20 protein-coding genes are annotated in these 19,314 nt (G+C 63.0%); 3 read left to right on the forward strand and 17 right to left on the reverse strand.

Annotated elements, in window-relative coordinates; all coding sequences use genetic code 11:
* Window positions 1-270 precede the first annotated feature (270 nt).
* From J3481_RS10270 to J3481_RS10280, 3 genes are read right to left on the reverse strand one after another with little or no spacing between them, the layout of a single operon-like run.
* Complete coding sequence (locus J3481_RS10270; RefSeq protein ID WP_206832013.1) at window positions 271-1,680, reverse strand: PTS fructose transporter subunit IIC; 1,410 nt, start codon at window positions 1,678-1,680, stop codon at window positions 271-273.
* 3 nt (window positions 1,681-1,683) lie between these two features.
* The gene (locus tag J3481_RS10275; RefSeq protein ID WP_236011536.1) at window positions 1,684-2,643 is read right to left on the reverse strand and encodes a 1-phosphofructokinase family hexose kinase; all 960 of its coding nucleotides are present in this window, start codon (window positions 2,641-2,643) and stop codon (window positions 1,684-1,686) included.
* 3 nt (window positions 2,644-2,646) lie between these two features.
* Complete coding sequence (locus J3481_RS10280) at window positions 2,647-3,423, reverse strand: DeoR/GlpR family DNA-binding transcription regulator (RefSeq protein ID WP_206832014.1); 777 nt, start codon at window positions 3,421-3,423, stop codon at window positions 2,647-2,649.
* Window positions 3,424-3,627: 204 nt separating this feature from the next.
* Between J3481_RS10280 and J3481_RS10285 the strand changes: the two genes are divergently transcribed.
* Window positions 3,628-4,077: a PTS sugar transporter subunit IIA gene (locus J3481_RS10285; protein WP_206832015.1), complete on the forward strand. Its 450-nt coding sequence runs from the start codon at window positions 3,628-3,630 to the stop codon at window positions 4,075-4,077.
* A gap of 81 nt (window positions 4,078-4,158) precedes the next feature.
* On the opposite strand, the gene J3481_RS10290 is transcribed toward J3481_RS10285, so the two are convergent.
* The 9 genes from J3481_RS10290 to J3481_RS10330 form a co-directional block, all read right to left on the reverse strand.
* The gene (locus J3481_RS10290) at window positions 4,159-4,803 is read right to left on the reverse strand and encodes a hypothetical protein (protein ID WP_206832016.1); all 645 of its coding nucleotides are present in this window, start codon (window positions 4,801-4,803) and stop codon (window positions 4,159-4,161) included.
* A 104-nt stretch (window positions 4,804-4,907) separates the two neighbouring features.
* Window positions 4,908-5,867: a thioredoxin-disulfide reductase gene (trxB, locus tag J3481_RS10295; RefSeq protein ID WP_206832017.1), complete on the reverse strand. Its 960-nt coding sequence runs from the start codon at window positions 5,865-5,867 to the stop codon at window positions 4,908-4,910.
* 28 nt (window positions 5,868-5,895) lie between these two features.
* Window positions 5,896-7,809: an acetate--CoA ligase family protein gene (locus J3481_RS10300; RefSeq protein ID WP_206832018.1), complete on the reverse strand. Its 1,914-nt coding sequence runs from the start codon at window positions 7,807-7,809 to the stop codon at window positions 5,896-5,898.
* A gap of 70 nt (window positions 7,810-7,879) precedes the next feature.
* A complete protein-coding gene (locus J3481_RS10305) occupies window positions 7,880-8,209 on the reverse strand; it encodes a thioredoxin family protein (protein WP_328702105.1) in 330 nt (109 codons plus the stop codon).
* Window positions 8,210-8,376: 167 nt separating this feature from the next.
* On the reverse strand, window positions 8,377-8,544 hold the full coding sequence (locus J3481_RS10310; protein WP_014463746.1) for a hypothetical protein: 168 nt from the start codon (window positions 8,542-8,544) through the stop codon (window positions 8,377-8,379).
* Between the two features lie 141 nt (window positions 8,545-8,685).
* The gene (locus J3481_RS10315) at window positions 8,686-9,159 is read right to left on the reverse strand and encodes a hypothetical protein (RefSeq protein ID WP_206832019.1); all 474 of its coding nucleotides are present in this window, start codon (window positions 9,157-9,159) and stop codon (window positions 8,686-8,688) included.
* A 111-nt stretch (window positions 9,160-9,270) separates the two neighbouring features.
* A complete protein-coding gene (locus J3481_RS10320) occupies window positions 9,271-9,744 on the reverse strand; it encodes a low molecular weight protein-tyrosine-phosphatase (RefSeq protein ID WP_206832020.1) in 474 nt (157 codons plus the stop codon).
* 11 nt (window positions 9,745-9,755) lie between these two features.
* The gene (gene bshB2, locus J3481_RS10325) at window positions 9,756-10,445 is read right to left on the reverse strand and encodes a bacillithiol biosynthesis deacetylase BshB2 (protein ID WP_206832021.1); all 690 of its coding nucleotides are present in this window, start codon (window positions 10,443-10,445) and stop codon (window positions 9,756-9,758) included.
* Window positions 10,446-10,448: 3 nt separating this feature from the next.
* Window positions 10,449-10,820 carry a YojF family protein gene (locus J3481_RS10330; RefSeq protein WP_206832022.1) on the reverse strand — a complete coding sequence of 124 codons (372 nt, stop codon included), beginning with the start codon at window positions 10,818-10,820 and terminating at the stop codon, window positions 10,449-10,451.
* Between the two features lie 149 nt (window positions 10,821-10,969).
* Here J3481_RS10330 and J3481_RS10335 point away from each other — a divergent pair, with 149 nt between their 5' ends.
* On the forward strand, window positions 10,970-11,482 hold the full coding sequence (locus tag J3481_RS10335; protein ID WP_206832023.1) for a cupin domain-containing protein: 513 nt from the start codon (window positions 10,970-10,972) through the stop codon (window positions 11,480-11,482).
* Here the strand turns inward: J3481_RS10335 and J3481_RS10340 are convergent.
* Window positions 11,475-11,924, reverse strand: a complete 450-nt coding sequence (locus J3481_RS10340; protein WP_206832024.1) for a GNAT family N-acetyltransferase — start codon at window positions 11,922-11,924, stop codon at window positions 11,475-11,477. The genes J3481_RS10335 and J3481_RS10340 overlap by 8 nt on opposite strands.
* A gap of 77 nt (window positions 11,925-12,001) precedes the next feature.
* On the opposite strand from J3481_RS10340, the gene J3481_RS10345 reads away from it, so the two are divergent.
* Window positions 12,002-13,378, forward strand: a complete 1,377-nt coding sequence (locus J3481_RS10345) for an MFS transporter (RefSeq protein WP_206832025.1) — start codon at window positions 12,002-12,004, stop codon at window positions 13,376-13,378.
* Window positions 13,379-13,448: 70 nt separating this feature from the next.
* Here the strand turns inward: J3481_RS10345 and J3481_RS10350 are convergent, their stop codons facing one another.
* The 4 genes from J3481_RS10350 to J3481_RS10365 all read right to left on the reverse strand — a co-directional run bounded on the left by J3481_RS10350 (window position 13,449) and on the right by J3481_RS10365 (window position 19,109).
* Complete coding sequence (locus J3481_RS10350) at window positions 13,449-14,666, reverse strand: helix-turn-helix transcriptional regulator (protein ID WP_328702106.1); 1,218 nt, start codon at window positions 14,664-14,666, stop codon at window positions 13,449-13,451.
* A gap of 172 nt (window positions 14,667-14,838) precedes the next feature.
* Entirely contained in the window at window positions 14,839-16,977 is a 2,139-nt protein-coding gene (locus tag J3481_RS10355) for a HelD family protein (protein ID WP_206832027.1), read from the reverse strand.
* Entirely contained in the window at window positions 16,974-18,227 is a 1,254-nt protein-coding gene (locus J3481_RS10360; protein ID WP_206832028.1) for a multidrug effflux MFS transporter, read from the reverse strand. Before J3481_RS10360 ends, J3481_RS10355 begins: the two co-directional genes overlap by 4 nt.
* Before the next feature lie 84 nt (window positions 18,228-18,311).
* On the reverse strand, window positions 18,312-19,109 hold the full coding sequence (locus tag J3481_RS10365) for an SGNH/GDSL hydrolase family protein (RefSeq protein ID WP_236011537.1): 798 nt from the start codon (window positions 19,107-19,109) through the stop codon (window positions 18,312-18,314).
* Window positions 19,110-19,314 lie beyond the last annotated feature (205 nt).

The raw sequence follows: 19,314 nt of genomic DNA on the forward strand, positions 1-19,314 counted from the left end.
GATATGTGCTCTCGCATACAAGAACCCTCCCGATGCTTGATGAGCCCATTTTCAAGCAGCAGGAGGGCAAACACCATGTGGGTTTGGTTTGACGCTTACGCGCGAATGACCTCGATATGCCATATCAGCACCAAAAGGCGACCCGTGCGCTTGGGCAGGGTCGCCATCCGTGTATCGTGTACGAAGAGGTTGCGAGACAAGAGTTTGCGAGACGGAATTTAGCGAGACGGCGATGGTGGCGGCACGGCGCGGGTCAAACCGCACCGCAGTTCAGGCCGCCTGCGCTTGGGCCTCGCGCTTCAGCAACGTGACCATCGCGGCTCCAACAGCCGCGCCCACCAGAATGGCGACGGCAAACAGAGCCCAGTGCCCGATTAGCGGGAACACGAAGATGCCTCCATGGGGCGCAGGGTTTGTGACGTGAAACAGCATGCACAGGGCGCCCGTGACCGCCGAACCCACCATGATGGACGGGATCACGCGCAGGGGATCTCGCGTCGCAAACGGAATCGCGCCTTCCGTGATGAAGCACGCCCCCAGAATGACGGCAGCCTTGGCCGCGTCTCGTTCCTCGGGCGAGTACTTGCGAGGAGCAAAAAACGCCGAGAGCGCCATGGCGATGGGCGGCACCATGCCCGCGCCCATGACCGCTGCCATGATGGTCTCCGCCTCCGGCGTTTTTGTCGCCAACAGGCCCACGGCGAAGAAATAGGCGACCTTGTTGAAGGGGCCTCCCATGTCAAAGGCCATCATCAGGCCAAGCAGGGCGCCAAGGCCCAACGAAGCGCTGGCCCCGATGTGCATGAGTCCGTTGGACAATGCGCTCATCAGCGCCGCCACCGGATGGCCGAGCACGTAAATCATCAACAGACCGACGATGCCGACAGAAAGAACCGGAAGAATGAGGACGGTCTTGATGCCTTCCAGAGATCGGGGCACCCGAATCCACTTGCGCAGCGCGAGCGTGATATACCCGGCGAGAAAACCTGCAATGATGCCTCCCAAGTAACCGGCGCTCGCGTTCGGTCCCGCGTGATACATCGGGCCTTGTGTACCAATCCAGCCGCCGACAAGTCCCGCGGCAAACGCCGCTCGGTCGGCGATGGACTGCGCGATGAACGCCGAAAGGATGGGCACAAACAGTTTGAACGCCGATCCGCCGCCGATATTGTCGAACGCTTCAGCGAGCGACGCTTTGCCATTGATATCGATGGCGGTGGAGAGCGCGATGAAGATGCCTCCAGCGATGACCAACGGCAACATGTGCGACACGCCGTTCATCAAGTGGCGATAGACCGCGGGCATGCCCTGATTGCGATTTTGTTTGACCGTTTGAATTTCGTCGTAGGCGCCGTTGGCTTTTGCCGGCTGGAACACCGGTGCCTGCAAGGCCTCCTGCATGAGCTTCTCCGGCTCCTTGATGGCTGCGCTTACGGACGTTTGCAACAAACGCTTTCCTTGAAACCTGTCGAGATCGACTTGCTTGTCCGCCGCGATGATCACAGCGTCTGCCGCCCGAATCTCTTCGTCGGTCAACGTATCCTCGGCGCCCGTCGCGCCCTGCGTCTCGACTCGCACGTCATGCCCCAGTTTCTTGCCCGCTTGCAACAGGGCCTCCTGTGCCATGAACGTGTGCGCGATGCCCGTCGGGCATGCTGTCACGGCTACGAATTTGGCCATGCTTCATCCCTCCATGGTTTCAATCTGAACCTGCGCCACGAACGACAGGACTTGTTCGAGCGTCGGAAACTCCCCCGGTGCCATGCACACCTTGCGGGCCGACATCGCGGCCGCAAACACAAGGCCGTCTTCCAGCGACATGCCGCGCGTCAGCGCGTACACGAGGCCAGCCACCATGCTGTCTCCTGCGCCCACGGGACAAACGGCATCGACGTTCGGCACCCGAATGCGCCAAGCTTTTTCTCCCGTGACGGCCAAAGCGCCGTCGCTGCCGAGCGACACCACGACGAGCGATGCCCAGTCCGCCATGCGGCGCGCACAAGCCAGGGCTTCCCTCACTGAGGAAATTGGCTCGCCCGCCCATTCGGCCAACTCCCTCAAATTGGGCTTGACGAACCACGGCCGTGCCTGAAGCGCCACATGAAATGCCTCGCCGCTTGAGTCCAGCGCCACACGCGCCCCTCGTTCGGCAGCCAACCGGATCCATTGCCGATATCCGTCAGCCGGACAGCCCGCGGGCAACTGACCTCCGACGATGAGCCACGCGCCCGACGTCAGCGCATGCGACAGGCGATCTGTGAGCACCCGCCACATCTCCTCGCCGATGTCCGGCGCAGATCCGTTCAGTTCGGTCAATCGCCCGGCTGGTTCCAGGAGTTTGACGTTCACGCGCGTCTCTCCCGGAATCGGAATCCATTCCGCGCGGAAGCCCTCCTGTTGGGCGGCGAGCCATCGGCCGCGCTGACCTCCGGCAAACCCCAGGGCCACGCTCGGCTGCCCCAGTCGCGCGAGCGCCCTCGACACATTCAGCCCCTTCCCGCCGGGGACCATCACCTGTTCGTCCGCGCGATGCAGTTCGCCGGGGATCAGCGCCTGCACGCGCATATACAGGTCAACGGACGGATTGACGGTCACGGTGACAATGTCCGGATGGTCGTCGCGCTGATCTCGCATTTGTGTCATGACTCATGGACCTCCCGCCGGCTTCTCCCAGATGTACTCCACGCCGTGCCTTTCCCGCCAGGCTTGCCAGTCGCCGTCCGGCAGAGGGCCGTCGCTCACCCAGGCGTCGATCTCGTCCCACGTCGCCACACGCACAAAGCTGGTGCGATTCACCTTGCTTGTGTCCGCCAGAAGCACCACGCGGTCCGCAGAGGACGCCATGGCGCGTTTCACCGCGGCCTCTTGCGGATTGGGTGTGGTGATGCCGCGAAGATCGACGCCGTTTGCGCCGAGAAACGCGAGATCGACATGAAGGTCGGCGAGCATCCGCTCCGTGAAGGGCCCCACAAACGCGCCCGTCTTGGGCCGCAATTCGCCGCCCAGCATGACCAGGTCCACTCCACGATGGGTGGCAAGTTCCGCGGCGATATCGAGGCTGTTGGTGACCACCGTCACGCCTTCATGCCGCCATTGCCGAGCCATTTCGTAGGTCGTGGTTCCGGCGTCGAGCAGCACGACGTGCCCGGGCCGGACGAGATCGAGCGCGAGGGCAGCGATGTGCATCTTGGCTTCCTGATTTTGAACCCGCTTCTCGCTCCACGTGGGCTCAAACGCGGCCACCTCTTTCGCCACCGCGCCCCCGTGCGTGCGATGCAAAACGCCCTGTTCCTCGAGTTCCTGAAGATCCCTTCGAATGGTCGATTCCGAGGTCTGGAACAGTTGGGCAAGCTCGCTGACCGTGGCCCTTTTGTGCGCCAGCACGTGTTGTGCGATGCGCGCCTTCCGCTCGTCCGCAAACACGCTCCCCCACCTCCTTCCCTGGACCACCGCTTTCGATCATAAACGAGCGATTGAATATGCTCATTTGTGATTGATGTTGAACATTGTATGGTGTAGGATAAAGGCTGTCAACGGGGAGGTTTTTCGCGGCGTGAAAACGCTTGTTGCCGCGCTGCGGATGCCAGATGGCAAGTGCGGACATGCGACGAAGGAGGATGTTCAAAGGTGACGGTTCTGATTCGCGAGCATGTGTGTTGGCTGGACGCGTCGGTTGCGAGCCGCGGGGAGGTCATACGGAGGCTGGTGGAGACGGCTCACGCGACGGGCCACGTGGACCTTGTCGATGAAGTGATCCATGCCGTCGAACAGCGCGAAGCGGAAGGCACGACCGGCTTTGGCAAGGGAATCGCCATCCCGCACGGAAAATCGAGCGCAGTGCGCAAACCAGCGCTTCTCTTTGCAAAACTGGCGCAACCGGTGGACTGGAACAGCCTGGACGGCAAACCGGTGAATATGGTGTTCATGATCCTCGTGCCTGAAGGCGCAAATGACGACCACTTGCGGCTGTTGTCGGCGCTTGCTCGGAAGCTGATGCATGACGATTTCGTCGAAGGCCTTCGGGCCGCGCAGGATGAAGAACAACTCGCGTCGTTCGTCAACGGCGCGCTGTCCTGAGCGCGACGGAAAACGCGCAAAGTCCGCCAAAAAGGGCCAGGCGCCGAGCGGCGACTGGCCCTTGGGTTTGCCGTTTGCTCCTTATTGCATCGCGCCGTAGTAGCCCAGATCCTGTTGGATGTGCTGGCGGACCAACTGGGGATCGGTGCCGTACTGCGCAAATGCGCCGCGCGAGGCATGCGACTGCGGACCATAGCCGTACGAGGCTTGCATGGGCTGCTGCATGTGCACCATCTGCTGATACGGCGTGTGGGCTTGAGACGCCGTCATGCCGGACATGGGGCCATAGCCATACCCCATGGGGGACATGCCGTAACCGCCGCCTTGAAGCTGACCGGCCGATTGTTGATACGCCTGACGCCCTTGCATCGAAACAGCGTGTGCCTGCTGTTCCACGCCGTAGCCGGCGTGTCCAGCGCCCTGATACATCCCGATGGGCGCCTGTCCTATCGGCTGCCCGCCGTAGGTCTGCAGATCCTGTTGGATGTGTTGCCGCACCATCTGAGGATTCGATCCAAACTGGCTCAGCATGCTCTGCCCCATGCCCGGCGCGCCCAGCGGAGCGTACCCGTAGGATGGCTGTGCATATTGAGCGTCCTGTTGCATGTGCTGATGAACCGTTTCGGCCGGAGTGGCGAACTGGCGCATCTGCTGGTACACCTGCGCGTTGTAGCCCATCCCCTGGCTCTGCCCTTGGGCACCATACGTCGGTTGCATCGGCTGCATCTAGGCGTCACTCCCTCTGTCAAATGGGTGTTTCGCCTGAAGTATGCGCCAGCGTCATCCCCGACATGCAGACCGCACCGAAGCCACAAACGCCGCCCAGTCCGTCAAGCGTTGAGGGAGACCGACCAGTCGTGCGCCGCCTGTCCCTCCAAAAATTTCTCCGCGTCCATCGCAGCTTTGCATCCCGATCCGGCCGCCGTGATGGCCTGGCGATACCGGGAGTCCATCACGTCCCCACAGGCGAACACGCCCTCCACGCTCGTCTCGGACGTGTTGCCCTTGGTCACGATGTACCCGATGTCGTCGAGTTCGATCTGGCCGCGCAAGAAGTCCGTGTTCGGCTTGTGTCCGATGGCGACGAACACGCCGTCGGCTTCCAGCACCTTTGTCTCTCCCGTCCGGTTGTCCACGACTTCGAGCCCCGTCACCTTGTTCCCGTCCGAGAGCACGCGCTTCGACTGGACGTTCATGACGAATCGAATCTTGGGATTCGCCTTGGCCCGCTCCTGCATGATCTTCGACGCGCGGAACTCTTCGCGGCGATGGACAATGGTCACCTCCGACGCAAACTTGGTCAGGAAGGTCGCCTCTTCCATCGCGGAGTCGCCGCCGCCGACGACAATGACGCGCTTGTTCCGGAAGAAAAATCCGTCGCACGTCGCGCACGTCGAGACGCCCCGGCCAATCATTTCGCTCTCGCCTTCAATGCCGAGCAGCTTGGCCGAGGCGCCCGTCGCCACAATGAGCGCATCCGCCGTGTACTCGGTCTCCTTGTCGATCACGACCTTGAACGGCCGCTGCGACAGATCCACGCCCGTCGCGATGCCTGATTTGAATTCCGCGCCGAACTTTTCCGCCTGCTTCTTCATGGCCTCCATCAGTTCCGGGCCCATGACGCCATCCGGAAAACCAGGAAAGTTTTCAACTTCCGTGGTCATCGTCAACTGACCGCCCGCTTGATCGCCCTCGAAGACGAGCGGCTGCAGATTGGCTCGGGCCGCGTAGATGGCGGCCGTATAACCGGCCGGACCTGTCCCTAGGATGATGAGCCTCCTGTGTTCCATGGCAAGGCCTCCCCTCTTGCATGCTATGTTACCCGTTGCGACGCGCGACTTCCACTCGCCCCGCGACACACACGGCGCGATCGCCCGCGATGACGAAATACAGGTCGGCCTCCGCAATCTCGGGGACATCCTCGACCCACTGCGACATCCGGATCATCGCGTCCATCACGATGTCTTCATGCGGCTTCATCCGCGAAGAGGCGCTGTTGACCAAAGCGTCGCTCCAAAGTTCCCGCGCGTCGGCGTCCGTGAGCGGCAACAGCCGAACTGCGGGCAGCGTCTTGGCGGAACGTCGAAGCGCCGCGGCGCCGCGCTCCTCCGACGAAAGGTACAGGCGCAAAAGCGGGCCAAACAGCGGATCGGTCTCGACCACGATGTTGAAGGTCGCCTGTTCCTCGGCCTGCTCGTTCGGCGCATCTGCCGCGTCGAGGCCGATGGCGGCGAGAACCTCGCGAACGGCCGGCCAATCCAGCGTCACGAGCCCTTGCACATCTTCCTCGCCGCGGTACGATGTCGCTGAAATCTCCTGAAACATGCGGGCTCTCGCCAAATCGGTGTCGATCCCGTCGACAAAGGGAATCACACCCGGATCCTTCTCGCGGTACTCGTGGTAAGCGACCACCTTCGCGAGCGCCCGAACCGCCTGTTCCGGAAACGGATAGATGGGAATCTGACGCTCCGAATCCACCTCGAGCGTCCGCACGCGGTAATCGCCCGTGGTCAGAAAGTTGGCCACGACCGGTTTCTCGTAAGGATGGCGGACGCCGGGGACGGGCGGATCGTTCGCCACTTCGCACAGCGCCGCCGAAATGGCCACGCGCACGGCTTCCTCATTGGAAGGGCCCACGGGGGTGAACAGCACAATGACGGAATCGACGCTTGGGTCTCGCAAGACCTGCGGCAACACCTCGCGGTAGCTCTCGGCCAGCGTCTCGAACCCGACATTGATGACAGGCCCCACGAATTCGAGCCCCTCCCGGACAATGCGGTCGACGGTCATCACGGCGCCTCCGGCCGTATTGGTGACCACCGCCACGCGGCGGCCGCCGCGCGTGGGGCCCGCCTTCAGCAGGATGGCGACGTCAAACAACTCCTGCAGCGTATCCACGCGGATGACGCCCGCCTGCTGAAACATCGCTTCCACGGTGGCGTCCTCCGCCGCCACGGACACCGTGCGCGAATTGGCGACATCATGGCCCACGGGCGTGCGCGCGCTCTTGACGGCCAGAATGGGCTTTTGTCGGGTGATGCGCCGGGCAAGCCTGGAGAAGTTCCGCGGATTGCCAAACGACTCAAGGTACAAAAGGATCATTTCGATGGCCGGATCGTCGCCCCAATACTGAAGCAAATCGTTGCCAGAGACGTCGGCGCGGTTCCCGAGGCTGACGAAGCTCGCGACGCCGAGGCCGATGTACGCGGCGTAGTCCAGAATGGTGATGCCGAGCGCGCCAGAATGGGATGCGATGGCGACGTGCCCGTATTCAGGCACCTTGGGCGCGAAACTTGCATTCAGCCGCGTCTCGCTGTCCATCTGGATGAGGCCGAGGCTGTTGGGGCCGATGAGCCGGCAGCCCGCCGCGCGAAGTTTCTCCGAAATCTCGCGCTCCAGTTCTTCCCCAGGCTTATCCATATCCGAAAACCCAGACGACAGGATCATCACGTGCTTGATGCCCGCGGCGATCACGTCGTCAATCACGGACAACACCTGGGTGGCGGGCACGACGAGCACCGCGAGATCGACCGGTTCCGGAACGTCGCGCAGGCTGGGGTAGGCGCGCACGGCGGCCACGGATTGCGCGGCCGGATTGACAGGATACACCGTCCCGCGAAAATCGCTGTTCAAAATGTGACGAAACAGGACGTGGCCGAGTCGGTCCTTGTTCCTCGACGCGCCCACGACGGCGACCACTTTGGGATGAAAGAAGTGGTGCAACGACGTCATACCGCTCTCTGCCCCTCTCCTGACGCGAACGGCCGCAGGGACGGTGTGCCCGCGGCCGTCATGGCACAAATCAGGCATACGCTTGGTCCAGGAAGGTCTCCACCTGCTCCTTGGACTTGGCATCGCGACTGAACAGCCGCTTCACCTCGCGGCCCTGGTCATAAACGAGGAAGGTCGGAATTCCGAGAATCTGCAACTCTTCAGCCAGGTCCGGTACTTCATCCCGGTTCACCCGAACCATGGCGAACTGGTCACGGTACTTTTCCTCCCATTCCCCGAGATATGGCTCAATGCGACGGCAATCGGGGCACCACGTCGCATAGAATTCCACGACCACGCGGCCAGATTGCACGGCTTGCCGGTACGCTTCACTCGTGCGGATCTCCTGCACGGCTCTCACCCTTTCCGCCTTCATTATACTGCGGAACGGCGCCAAAACCACTCGCGCGCGGAGTTCTGGTTGAGGGCACAAAAAAGAAGACGGATCCATCGATCCGTCCAAGAGAAGGAGTGGCGTGGACAGCCTGAAGCGACCGGCGCGTGGGCCGGGGGCGGCTCCCGCCCGTCTCAGGACGAGAGCCGGCGAAAGGTGACGATCAACTGATCCCGATACCGCCGAATGTCGACGACGCGGATTTGGCTCCGTTCCACCGCTTCCTTGAGCTCCCGCATCATCAACTCGTTGCGCGCCTCATCGGCCTGCGTGAAGATGACCGTTTCGAATGGCGGTTCCATCGAGATCGACCCTCCGCGAGAGAATGCGGACCAGGGCGTGCCCTGTTGTCTGTAGCGTAGCTCATCGGCCGGGGTCGATCAACGCTTTTTGTAAGGATACCTAACAAAATGTGCGGCTTTTTTATCTTCACGTCATGTTTTTTAACGAGAAGGGTGAACCCGCTTGGGCAGGAAGTCTCGCCATTTCCCCGCGGACCAGCGCTCCCCGCACGGATCACACAGGACGATCTCGGCGTCCTCCGCCCCAGCGTGCGCCGTGATGAAATAGCGATCCGCGGCCGCCATCGCGCAGAGCAACGGGCGCGCAAGCCCTAGGGCGCGCTTGCCGCTCACGCCCGGACGCATTGCGTTCAGCGGGTGCCACCGTTCGACCGTCAGCTCAAACATGTGCTCGTTCACCCACGCGCCCACGGCCACGGCGCCTCCGAGCCGTCCGCGCGCTCGGCGAGCCCACGCGGCGACGTCTTCCCCGCATCCAATCCACACCTGATATCTGCCGCCGCGCGGCAGGCGAATGGCGGCGAGTGTCCGCCCGCGCATCGGGCCGTCCGGAAACGCCCCTGGAAGAAAGATGGTTCGCACGCGCCGCAGATGGTTCCGATGGACCGTCGTCATCCTGCATCCTCCACCCCATTCAGCCATTCGCCCATCTGTATGCGGGCAACGGCGCGCGGGTGCCAGAACGCACGCAGGCCCGGCGCACGCCGGGCCCCGCCAACCTATGCATCACTTCGGCGCCTGGGCGAGATCGGCCTGAATTCGCCGCAACAGCGCCTCACACCCGAGCCGGACAAGCCGGTACACCTCTTCGAAACGGCCGTCGTAATACGGATCGGGAACCTCGTCCGGCTCTTCCGGGACGAGATCGAGCAGCCGGAAGACGCGCTCGGACCGCTTGGCGCCGAGGCGCTCCAGGGCGCGCATATTGGACTCGTCCATCGCCACGATGTAATCAAACTGCTCGAGATCCTCTCGGCGGATTTGCCGGCTGACAATCCCCGCGTAGTCGATGCCCTTTTGCTCCAGAACGCGCCGCGTCCCGTGGTGCGGAGGTTCCCCGGCGTGCCAGTCGCCGATCCCGGCGGAATCGATCTCGATCTGGTCCTCGAGCCCCGCCTTGCGCACCATGTCGCGAAATACGGCCTCCGCCATCGGCGAACGGCATATATTCCCAAGACACACAAACAGCACGCGGATCATGCCATACCTCCTCAATCGTCCAACCGGTAGATCCAGTACCGTTCCGTGGCCAGGAGGCGCATCACCTCTTCCCGCGCCTCGCCGCCAGCCGCGAGCGCTTCTTCCACGCGCGCGAAGATGCCCGAAAACTGCGATCGGTGCGCCTTCATCGCCGCGAGCTTCTGCTCCAGGACGCTCGACACGTCGATCACGAAGTCGGGATCGCCGAGGATCTTCTCCGGCTCGTGGACCACCGCCGATCCCCAGATGACCGGCCGTTCCTCCTTGGGCAACCGCTTCACCGCGATCACGGCCGCATTCGACATCGCGTCGTGATCAGGATGAACCCCGAGCTTCGGATAATAGGTCATCAGAATCGAAGGCTTGACCTCGCGGATGACCGCCTCGATCCGATCCGCGATGCGCTCGGGATCCTCGAATTCGATCGTCTTGTCGCGCAGGCCGAGCAGACGGAGATCGCGAATGCCGAGGATCTCGCACGCCTGCTCGAGCTCCTTGCGCCGAATCTTGGGCAGCGTCTCGCGGTTGGCGATAGGCGGGTTCCCCATATTTCGCCCGAGCTCCCCGAGCGTGCCGCAGATGAGGGTGGCCGGCGTGCCTGCGCGAGTGAACAGGATCACGGTCCCCGCCTTGCCGAACGACTCGTCGTCCGGATGGGGATACACGAGCAACAGGTGGCGAGTCTTTTCCACTTGTGCCATCGATCACGCCTCCTCCTCAATCGCGCTCATGGGCCAGGGCGTGCGCGAGAGCTGCAACGCGACCGCGAGCCGCCCTTCATCATCGTGTCCCGCGAGCAGCAACCTGCCCTTCTCGTCCACCTCGTAATCGGTGAGCCCCTCGGCGTAGACCCACCCCTGATCCATTTTCAGCCCGACGCGATAGGGCCGATTCCCTGCAATGGCCGCCCGCTCAAACCGGATCCGACCATTTCGGATGTATGCACAAACCGCCATGGGCTGGCCGAACCGGTGTGCGGCATACGCGCCGTTGGTGGTCTCCAGGTGCAAATACACGTCGTCTCCGACGAAACGGTTCAACGCCGCCTGTACGGCCTGCACGTCGATAGGTTTCACAGCGCAGCACCTGACCTTCTCTCGAGTTTGGCACTTGTGCGATAATCGTTGCGAAACAAACGCCGTCCTCTATCGTGCCAAAACATCGGACGCGATTCAAATCGGCGACACCCGTCATCCCGTGTCGCGACAGGACAAGGAGGTCTCCCGTGCATCCCTCTATCGAGGCTCGCTCCTGGATCGAGCGCCTGCAGCTCGCACCGCACCCGGAAGGCGGCTATTACCGAGAAATCTACCATTCTCCGCGCTATCTCCGCGATCCCGACATCCTCGCGACGCACGGCGGCCCTCGCCGCAGCGCGACCAGCATCTACTTTCTGCTGCCCGAAGGCGATGTCTCCCGCCTGCACCAATTGTTATCCGACGAGATCTGGTATCACCACTTCGGGCGGGCCGTGAGAGTGCACCTGTTTCACCCGGATGGGCGGTATGAAGCTCGCGAACTGGGCCTCCCGGACATCGCCGACAGAGAACCGCAGCTTCTCGTCCCGGCTGGAACAGTGTTTGGCGCGGAACTTGTCCCGGGGGAAGGCGTCGATTTCGCCTTGGTGGGCTGCATGGTGACTCCGGGCTTTGACTTCCGGGACTTTGCGCTCGTCTCTCGCGACGAACTCGTTCCCCGGTTTCCGAATCAACAGGACGTGATCGAGCGCCTCACGTGAGCAGCTTGTGCATGCGCACGTGCGGGATGCCCGCATCGTCGAACACGTCGTCGGACGCGCGCCTGTACCCGAGCCTTTCGTAAAACGGCTCGGCGTGCAGCTGCGCGTCGAGCACAATCTCCCGAAATCCTGCCTCGCGAACGAGCGCCTCCACAGCCTCCATGATGCGCCGACCCAACCCAAGCCCGCGAAGGTGCGCGAGAACCGCCACGCGCTGTACCTTGGCCGTGCGCGCGTCTCCGGGATCGTACGGCCGGAACCGGGCTGTGGCAACGGCCGCGCCGTCGTCGTCGTACAGGACGACGTGCACCGCCCGATCCGGATGGTCGAACTCGTCCACCTCAAGTTCTTCGGGAACGCCCTGCTCCTCGATGAAGACCTTTCGCCGGATGGACAAGCAATCGTGCAACTGATCCGCATCCGTAACCCTCACCGCGCGCATCCTAACACCTCCAACGATTTGGACGATATCTTTCGAGAAGCGTATAATTCATCCGGAGCAAGCAAGGAGGAAGAGGCATGTCCACACCATCGCTGTCGAGCGGAGAGCCGCGCGGGGGGCGGCGCGCCCTCTTCTTGATGACCATCGCGCTCGGGGTGTTGCTCAATCCGCTCAACTCGTCCATGATCTCCGTCGCCATGGCGAAGTTCGAACACGTGTTTCGCATCCATTTTACCACGGCGTCTTGGCTCATCTCCTCCTATTACCTCGCCAGTGCCGTGGCCCAGCCGATCATGGGCAAGGTGGCCGATCTCGTCGGGCGAAAGCCGCTGTTTCTCATCGGCCTCGCGCTCGTCACGCTTTCCTGCGCACTGGCGCCGTTTGCGCCGTCGTTCACGTGGCTGGTGGTCTTTCGACTGATCCAGTCGCTTGGAAGTGGGGCCATTTATCCTGCCGGCATGGGGATCGTGCGGAACGTCATCACGAATCGCCAGGCGCAGGCCCTCGCGTTCCTGTCCATCTTTACGTCCGGCGCGGCTGCATTTGGCCCGTCCATCGGCGGCGTGATCATGCGGTACCTGGATTGGCAGGGCATTTTTCTGGTGAATTTCCCGTTTGTGATCGCGAGCTTTCTCCTCGCCGTCTTCGTCCTGCCCAATCCCCGGCGCGGCGAGCGCCAGAGCGCCCGCGACGTGCTGCGCGAGATCGACCTGCCGGGCATCGGGCTGTTCATCCTCGCCATCGTCACGTCGCTCGTGTTCCTGCTATCCCTCGCCAGCCGGCCCGCTTGGTGGGCGGCAGTTCTCGGGCTCTTGAGCTTTGCGGCGTTCGGTTGGCGAGAACACGCGGCGCGGAGCCCGTTCTTGAGCCTTCGCTTTTTCAAGCGTTACACGTCGCTCACCTGGGTGTTGGTGCAGTTCACCACGGTGAATATCATCTTTTATTCCATCTTCTTCGGCATGCCGACGTATCTGCAGGAAGTCCGAGGCTTCAACTCGCAGGAGACGGGGCTCATCATGCTCGCCGTCGCCGGGTTCAGCCTGATCACGGCTCCCATCACCGGACGCTGGGTGGCGCGTAGCGGCTCCCGGCCGCCCCTCGTGCTCGCCGCCGTGTTCATGACGGCGGGGAGCCTGCTCATGTTGACTCTTCACACGGCGTCTCCCGTGTGGTGGCTCTGCGTGGTCCTGTCAGTCCTCGGCCTCTCCAATGGATTCAACAACGTCGGACTGCAGACAGCGCTGTTTGCGGCGAGCCCTCGGGAGGTCATCAGCACCGCCTCCGGGCTCTTTCAGATGTCGCGCTATATGGGTACCATTCTGTCCACGGTCGTGCTCGGTCTGTTGTTCGGCGCGCGCCTCACGACCTCGGAGCTTCACGTGCTCGCCATCGTGCTCGCCTGCCTCGGCGCGTTGGTTCTCGTCATGAGCCTCCGCCTTCCCCGCCAGGCCTGATCCGTACACAGAAACGGCCACCCGATGAGCCAGTTGCCTGGCGGCTCGGGCGGCCGATGACACTTCGGAATTACGATGGACGCGAGTCCTCTTGCTTGAATCCGCGAGCCTGGCGTATGGCCCTGTCGCGGAACGCCTTCGGCGTCAATCCCACCTGCCGCTTGAACAGTTTGTTGAAATAGGTCGGATCCGGATAGCCCACGTGCGCGCCGACCTCGTACGCTTTCAGGTGAAAATCGCGCAGCAACAGATCCTTGGCCTTGTTCAGCCGGGTTTGCACGATGAACTCGCGGATGGTCATGCCCGTCTCGCTCTTGAACCGTTTGGAGAGGTAGCTGGGGCTCAGAAACACCTGGCTGGCGAGCGTCGCGACATCCAGGTCGGAATCGTAATGGCGCTCGATAATCTCGATGACCTGGCCAATCTGCGCGCTGTGCGCGGTGCGCGCCGCCTCTTCACGACCGAGCACCACCATCAACGCTTGCTTCAACTTATCTCGCCAATCCCACCATTTTGGACATTCTTCTGCCACAAACCGAAGCCATTGACGTGTGGAGATGGGCACCTGAAGCATTCGATCCCGTCCGTCCGCCTGGCGCTGACCCATGGCCGCCATGATGAACTGGGCGCAGAGCTCCGCGACGTCCTCGAGCTTCGTCGGGCGCTCGGCCAACTGCGCGAAGAGATCCTCCACAACCGACGCGATGCCTTCATATCCCCGGTCTCCAAGTTGCATCACGGCCCGCGCGACAAAGCGGATTCTGTCCTCTTCATGAAGCGGCGCCAATTCACGCCTGCCCTGTGAATACGCTGTCGATTCAAACACGTTCCAATGCGAGGCGGCGGTCGCCTCCATCAGCGCCTGCCACCACCGGACGCCGTCCCGCTCATCACACGCCGAACTGACGCCGACCAGCGCCCGATCCGCCCCCAGCCTGGAGAGCGCCGTCTCGAAGCCATCCATCGCCCGCTCGGGATGGTGCGCCGCGAGCGTGATCACGTAAGCGGATGCGTCACAGGACACCAAGTGCACGCAGTCGAAGCCGGACGACTGGATCTGCGTCAAAAACGGATAAATGGGCACCACGCGCGAACTGCGCACGACGACCACCAGCCACGCCTGGCGATCTCGCACGCCTTCGAGCGATCTCTTCAATTCCCGAAAATCCAGTTCCACAGGATGCTGCTGCAACACGTCCCAGGTGACAGCCGGCCAACTGGTTCGCACTTCGCGGATGGCGTGCAGCGAGGATGAAGCATTCGTCTTTTTCGGCATGCGGACGCTCACGTTAGCCCTCCCCTCGCGCCCCACGAGGAATGAAAACGGTTTCTCTCGAAACATTATAAAAGAATCCCTGCGCGCGGGGGAGTCGTAAATCGCAACGTTCTTGTCTTTCTTGGCACTTGTTTGCGAAATCAAGGCGCCGAAACCTCCTGTTTCGGCGCCAAAAGACAAGAATTTAATCGTCCACCGCCCACCGTATGCAGGGCGACGGGCGATCGCAGTAGAACAGCCTCAGCCGATGTAACGCGCGGGTGCAACCCACGTATAACAGTTTGGCATCCCGCTCTTCCAGGCGATAATGCGCTTCGTCCACATCCACGAGGATGACGCTGTCGAACTCGAGCCCCTTCGCGAGATAGACAGGCACAATGCTGACGCCGCCTTCGTAATGCGTCTGCGCCGCCGTGAGCAGATGCGCGTCCAGCCCCGATTCAAGACACATCTGATGATACACATGGGCGTCCTCTTCGGTTCGCGTCAGCACAGCGACCGTGGTCGCGCGCCGGCTCTCTTCCGACAGCCGCTCGATGAGCGCATCGAACCGGCTTTCCCACGCCACCGGCTCGACGACGACGGGATCGCCGCTGCGAAACACCGGTCTGGCCACGACCTTCGGGCGAAAAGGTTCCAGGATCCGGTTGGCGAAGGACACAATCTCATACGTCGACCGGTAAGAGACGGACATCTCGACATACCGGCTTCCATTGGGGAACAGCGCCCGAACCTCATCCCAGTCCCGAAATCCGGCTTCGCTGTGGATGCTCTGCGACAGGTCGCCGAGAATGGTAAAGGACAAACTCGGGCAATAGGCCTGGAGCACACGGAGATGGACAGGCGAAAAGTCCTGCGCTTCGTCGATCACGACATGGTGGAACACGTCCCGCGCATCCACGCCGTACAGCCATTGGTGGATGGCGAGGAGGAGCGGCAGATCCTCGGGTTCGACGAGCGGCCGGGCCCCGTATTTCGCCGGCCGTTGAATGGAGCGAAGCGAGAGCTCGGGATGGTGCCGAAGAAACCCCTCGTAGATGGGAAGTGGCTCAAGCTCCGGCCACTCGCGCTCCAACTCGCGCGCCGCCGATGCAATCTGGCGTTTGACGGCCTTATCCGCCTTGCCGGCGTCCTTCGCCTGCATTTCCCACTGACGCTTGACGCGGGCGATCACGCGATCCCTCCGCTGGCGCACCGGGTAGCGGGCGTACTCCACGTGAAACCACCGCGCGAGGGTCTCCGCCGAAATCGGCGGTCCGACGGGAGACGGGACATCCCGACGCGGCACCATGCTGTTCTCCATGTTGCGCAGGTAGTCCTGAAGCGCCTCCAAGGTCTCGATTCGCCCCTTCACCTCGATCTCGCGCCGCATCGCCTCGTACTCAGACGACGGACGGAGCGCGAACCGCTCCCGCAGCCGCTTGGCGGGATCAGGCAGGAGCACTACGTGATCCAACACCCGGAGGGCGAACGACGCAAACGTGGTCTGTTGCACGTCGCCGACGCCGAGTTCTGGCAAAACCTCCGAAATGTAATCCACGAACATGGCGGAGGGCGCAAAAATCACCATCTTGTCCGCCCGCAGCTTTTCGGGATGTTGATACAGCAGATAGGCGAGCCGATGGAGTGCCACGGTCGTCTTTCCGCTTCCCGCCACGCCCTGAATCAGGATCGGAACGTTTTTGTCCGCCCGGATGACCTCGTTCTGTTCCGCCTGGATGGTGGCTACGATGTCGTGCAGGCGGCTGTCCTTGGAGTCCGCGAGCCGATACAGCAGGAACTCGTCCACGCTGCCCGCCTGCGTCTTTCCTTTCACGTAGCTGTCGACCACGCGGACGAGATCGCCATCGCGCACCACGATGTTCCGCTTGAGCGACACGGTGCCGCGAACCTCGCCGCCAGGCGCCTCGTAGCGCGCCTCGTCGCCCTGGCCCGTAAATGAGTAGAACACGCTCGCCGCCGGGGCGCGCCAGTCGAGGACCACCCGCTCGCCGGTCGACGGATGATCGATCCCCTGCTTGCCGATGTACAGCTTCTGCGGCGCTTCGCCCTCGGGCTGAAAGTCAATGCGGCCAAAATACGGATCGCGCAAAGCGCGGCGGAGCTGGTGGCGGCGCTCCTCCGCCATCTCGGCGACGGCCACATCCGCGACCACGTCGGCCGTCAGCGCCTCGTCGGCATCTTCGTCGTCCTCGTCGCGCACCGGCATCCTGGGCCCAGACGCGAGCGCGCCGCGAATGATCTGAAGCACGTGTTGCAGGTGTTCCCGCTCTTCCTCGTACGGATCGAGCGCCGGGCGAGGCGGTGTCCCCGTCTCGCTCATGAAACCACCTCCCTCTCGGTTCGAACCAGGATCAGCGACCACAGCGCATACCACACCAACGCGCCCACATCGGCGACGGCGATCACGACCCCCATGGGCAGGCTGTCATGCGATCCGCCGAGGCCGACCAACGGCGTGGTCGCTGCGCCGAGCAAAAGCTGGAACACGCCGATGAGACCGGCCGCGCTGCCCGCCTGCTTCGCGTGATGCTGCATGGCGAGCGACGACCCCAACGTGCTCACGACGCCGACGCAGGACACCAGCACGAAGAGCGATGGCAGTATTCCCGCGAGCCCCAGGCCCAAGAGCACGCTCGCCAGAAGCCCCAGTCCGCCGAGCGCTGCCAGGATGACGCCGACGCGAAAGATCCGCCGCCCTTCCACGCGCCGGGCCAAGTGCCCCGAGATCTGCGACGCGATGACAATCCCGATGCCGTTGACCGCGAAACAAGCGCTGAACGCCTGTGGCGAGAGCCCATAGATGTCCTGCAACACGAAGGGCGATCCGGAGATGTACGCAAACATGCCCGCCGACACCAGGCCCTGCGAAATGGCGTAGGCGAGGAAGACGGGATCGCGAAACAGAATGCCGAAGGCGCGAAGGGCTCCGCCGAGCCCCGACCGGTTGCGGCGCTCAGGCTCAAGCGTCTCCCGCAAGCCGCAAAGCGACCAGATCCAGAGCGCGGCGCCGACGCACCCCAGAATGATGAACACCCCGCGCCAGTTGGTGAAGCGAAGCAGCTGGCCGCCGATGACCGGCGCGAGAATGGGCGCCACGCCGTTGACCAGCATGAGCATCGAAAAGAAACGGGTGAGCTCGGCGCCGCTGTATAGATCGCGCGCGATGGCGCGCGCGATGACAATGGCCGCCGAACCGCACAGGCCCTGCACGACGCGGATGGCGACGAGCCCCCAAGCGCTCGGCATCAGGCCACACGCGAAAGACGCCAAGAGGTACAGGCCCAGCCCCACGAGAAGCGGCCGCTTGCGGCCGAGCGCGTCGCTCAGCGGGCCGGCAAACAGTTGGCCGACCGCCAGACCCAGCAGGCACGCCGTGAGGCTCAGCTGCGCCACCGACGCCGCGGCATGCAGATCGCGCGCCATCGAGGGAAGCGCGGGCAAATACATGTCGATGGACAGCGGCGCGATGGCGGTCAGGCTGCCCAACAGCGCGGCCAAGCGAAAGCGGGCGCCGAACGACACGGGCGCATCCGCGAGGGTGTGAGTTCTCATCTCCACATCCGGGTTCACAGAATCCCCCTCCTCTGTTCTCTCTGTGATCGCTCGAATCGGGCGGCTCGCCGGCCCATCAGGGCCGTCTTTGGCCGGAGGCCGTCACCAGGAGCCGCTTGCGAGCACATCGCCGAGCCACTGAAGGATGGCGTTTTGCCCCTGCGGCGTAGCCGCCGCTTGGGCCATCGGCGCCATGTCGAGCGCCTGTTCCCCGGCTTGTGCCAACAGGCGCTGCCCGAGCGCCGTCGGGTGCACGTCGTGCGGAAGAATGTCCACCGAAGGCTGCGTCAGGGTGTCGTACGCGTCCGCCACGGGATCCCCGGCGGCCAGCGCATCGGCCGCGATCGCCGCGTTCGCGCTCACAATCGCAGCTTCCGCCGTCTGATGCAGCCACCGGTCCGTGATGGGAAACGGATTGTACAGGTCGTAGACGATCACGGTCGCGCGCGGATTCAGCTGATGAACGCAGTGGAGAATGGAGGCGAGGTTGCGCTGGATATGTTGGATACCCTGCGCCAGTTCCTCGGACAGCGTCGTCATCTGCGATGTCGTCGGCGTGACCTTCGCCCAGTCGGCGCCCTTCGGCAACATCTCGAGCGCGGGCAGCAGGAGATCGTTGCTGCCGATGTCGATCGTGACGACGTGCGCCGCGGCGACATCGGCCCGCATCGCGGCATCGGTGTTGAGGGCATGCCACAGATCCCCGGATGTCCAGCCCGGCACCCCGAGATCGAGCGCGCGCCACCCTTGCTGCTTGGCCAGCAGATAGGGGAAGGCGAGAGGCGACGGCTGTCGGTCGTCGCCGAGATGATAGCCAAACGTGATGGAATCTCCGAGCGCCACGAGCAGATCGGTTCGCTCGGCGGACAGAGTCGCATGCGCGACGTTCGCAGCCCGCATGGGCGCCGCCTCCCCTGACGGGATGGAAAAGAGCGGTATCCCAATCGACGGGGCGACACACCCAATGGCGCCTAGCGCCGTCAACCATGGTCCAAGTGCTGGCATCGCAGTGCTTCCTCTCCACGTCAATCTTCCAGGTTGCGCTGGCTTGAGTTCCGGCTGCAAAGCGCCTATTGTTCATGATAGATCACATTCGGCCGAGATG

The sequence above is a fragment of the Alicyclobacillus fructus genome, from assembly GCF_017329605.1.
GTDB classification, from domain to species: domain Bacteria; phylum Bacillota; class Bacilli; order Alicyclobacillales; family Alicyclobacillaceae; genus Alicyclobacillus; species Alicyclobacillus fructus.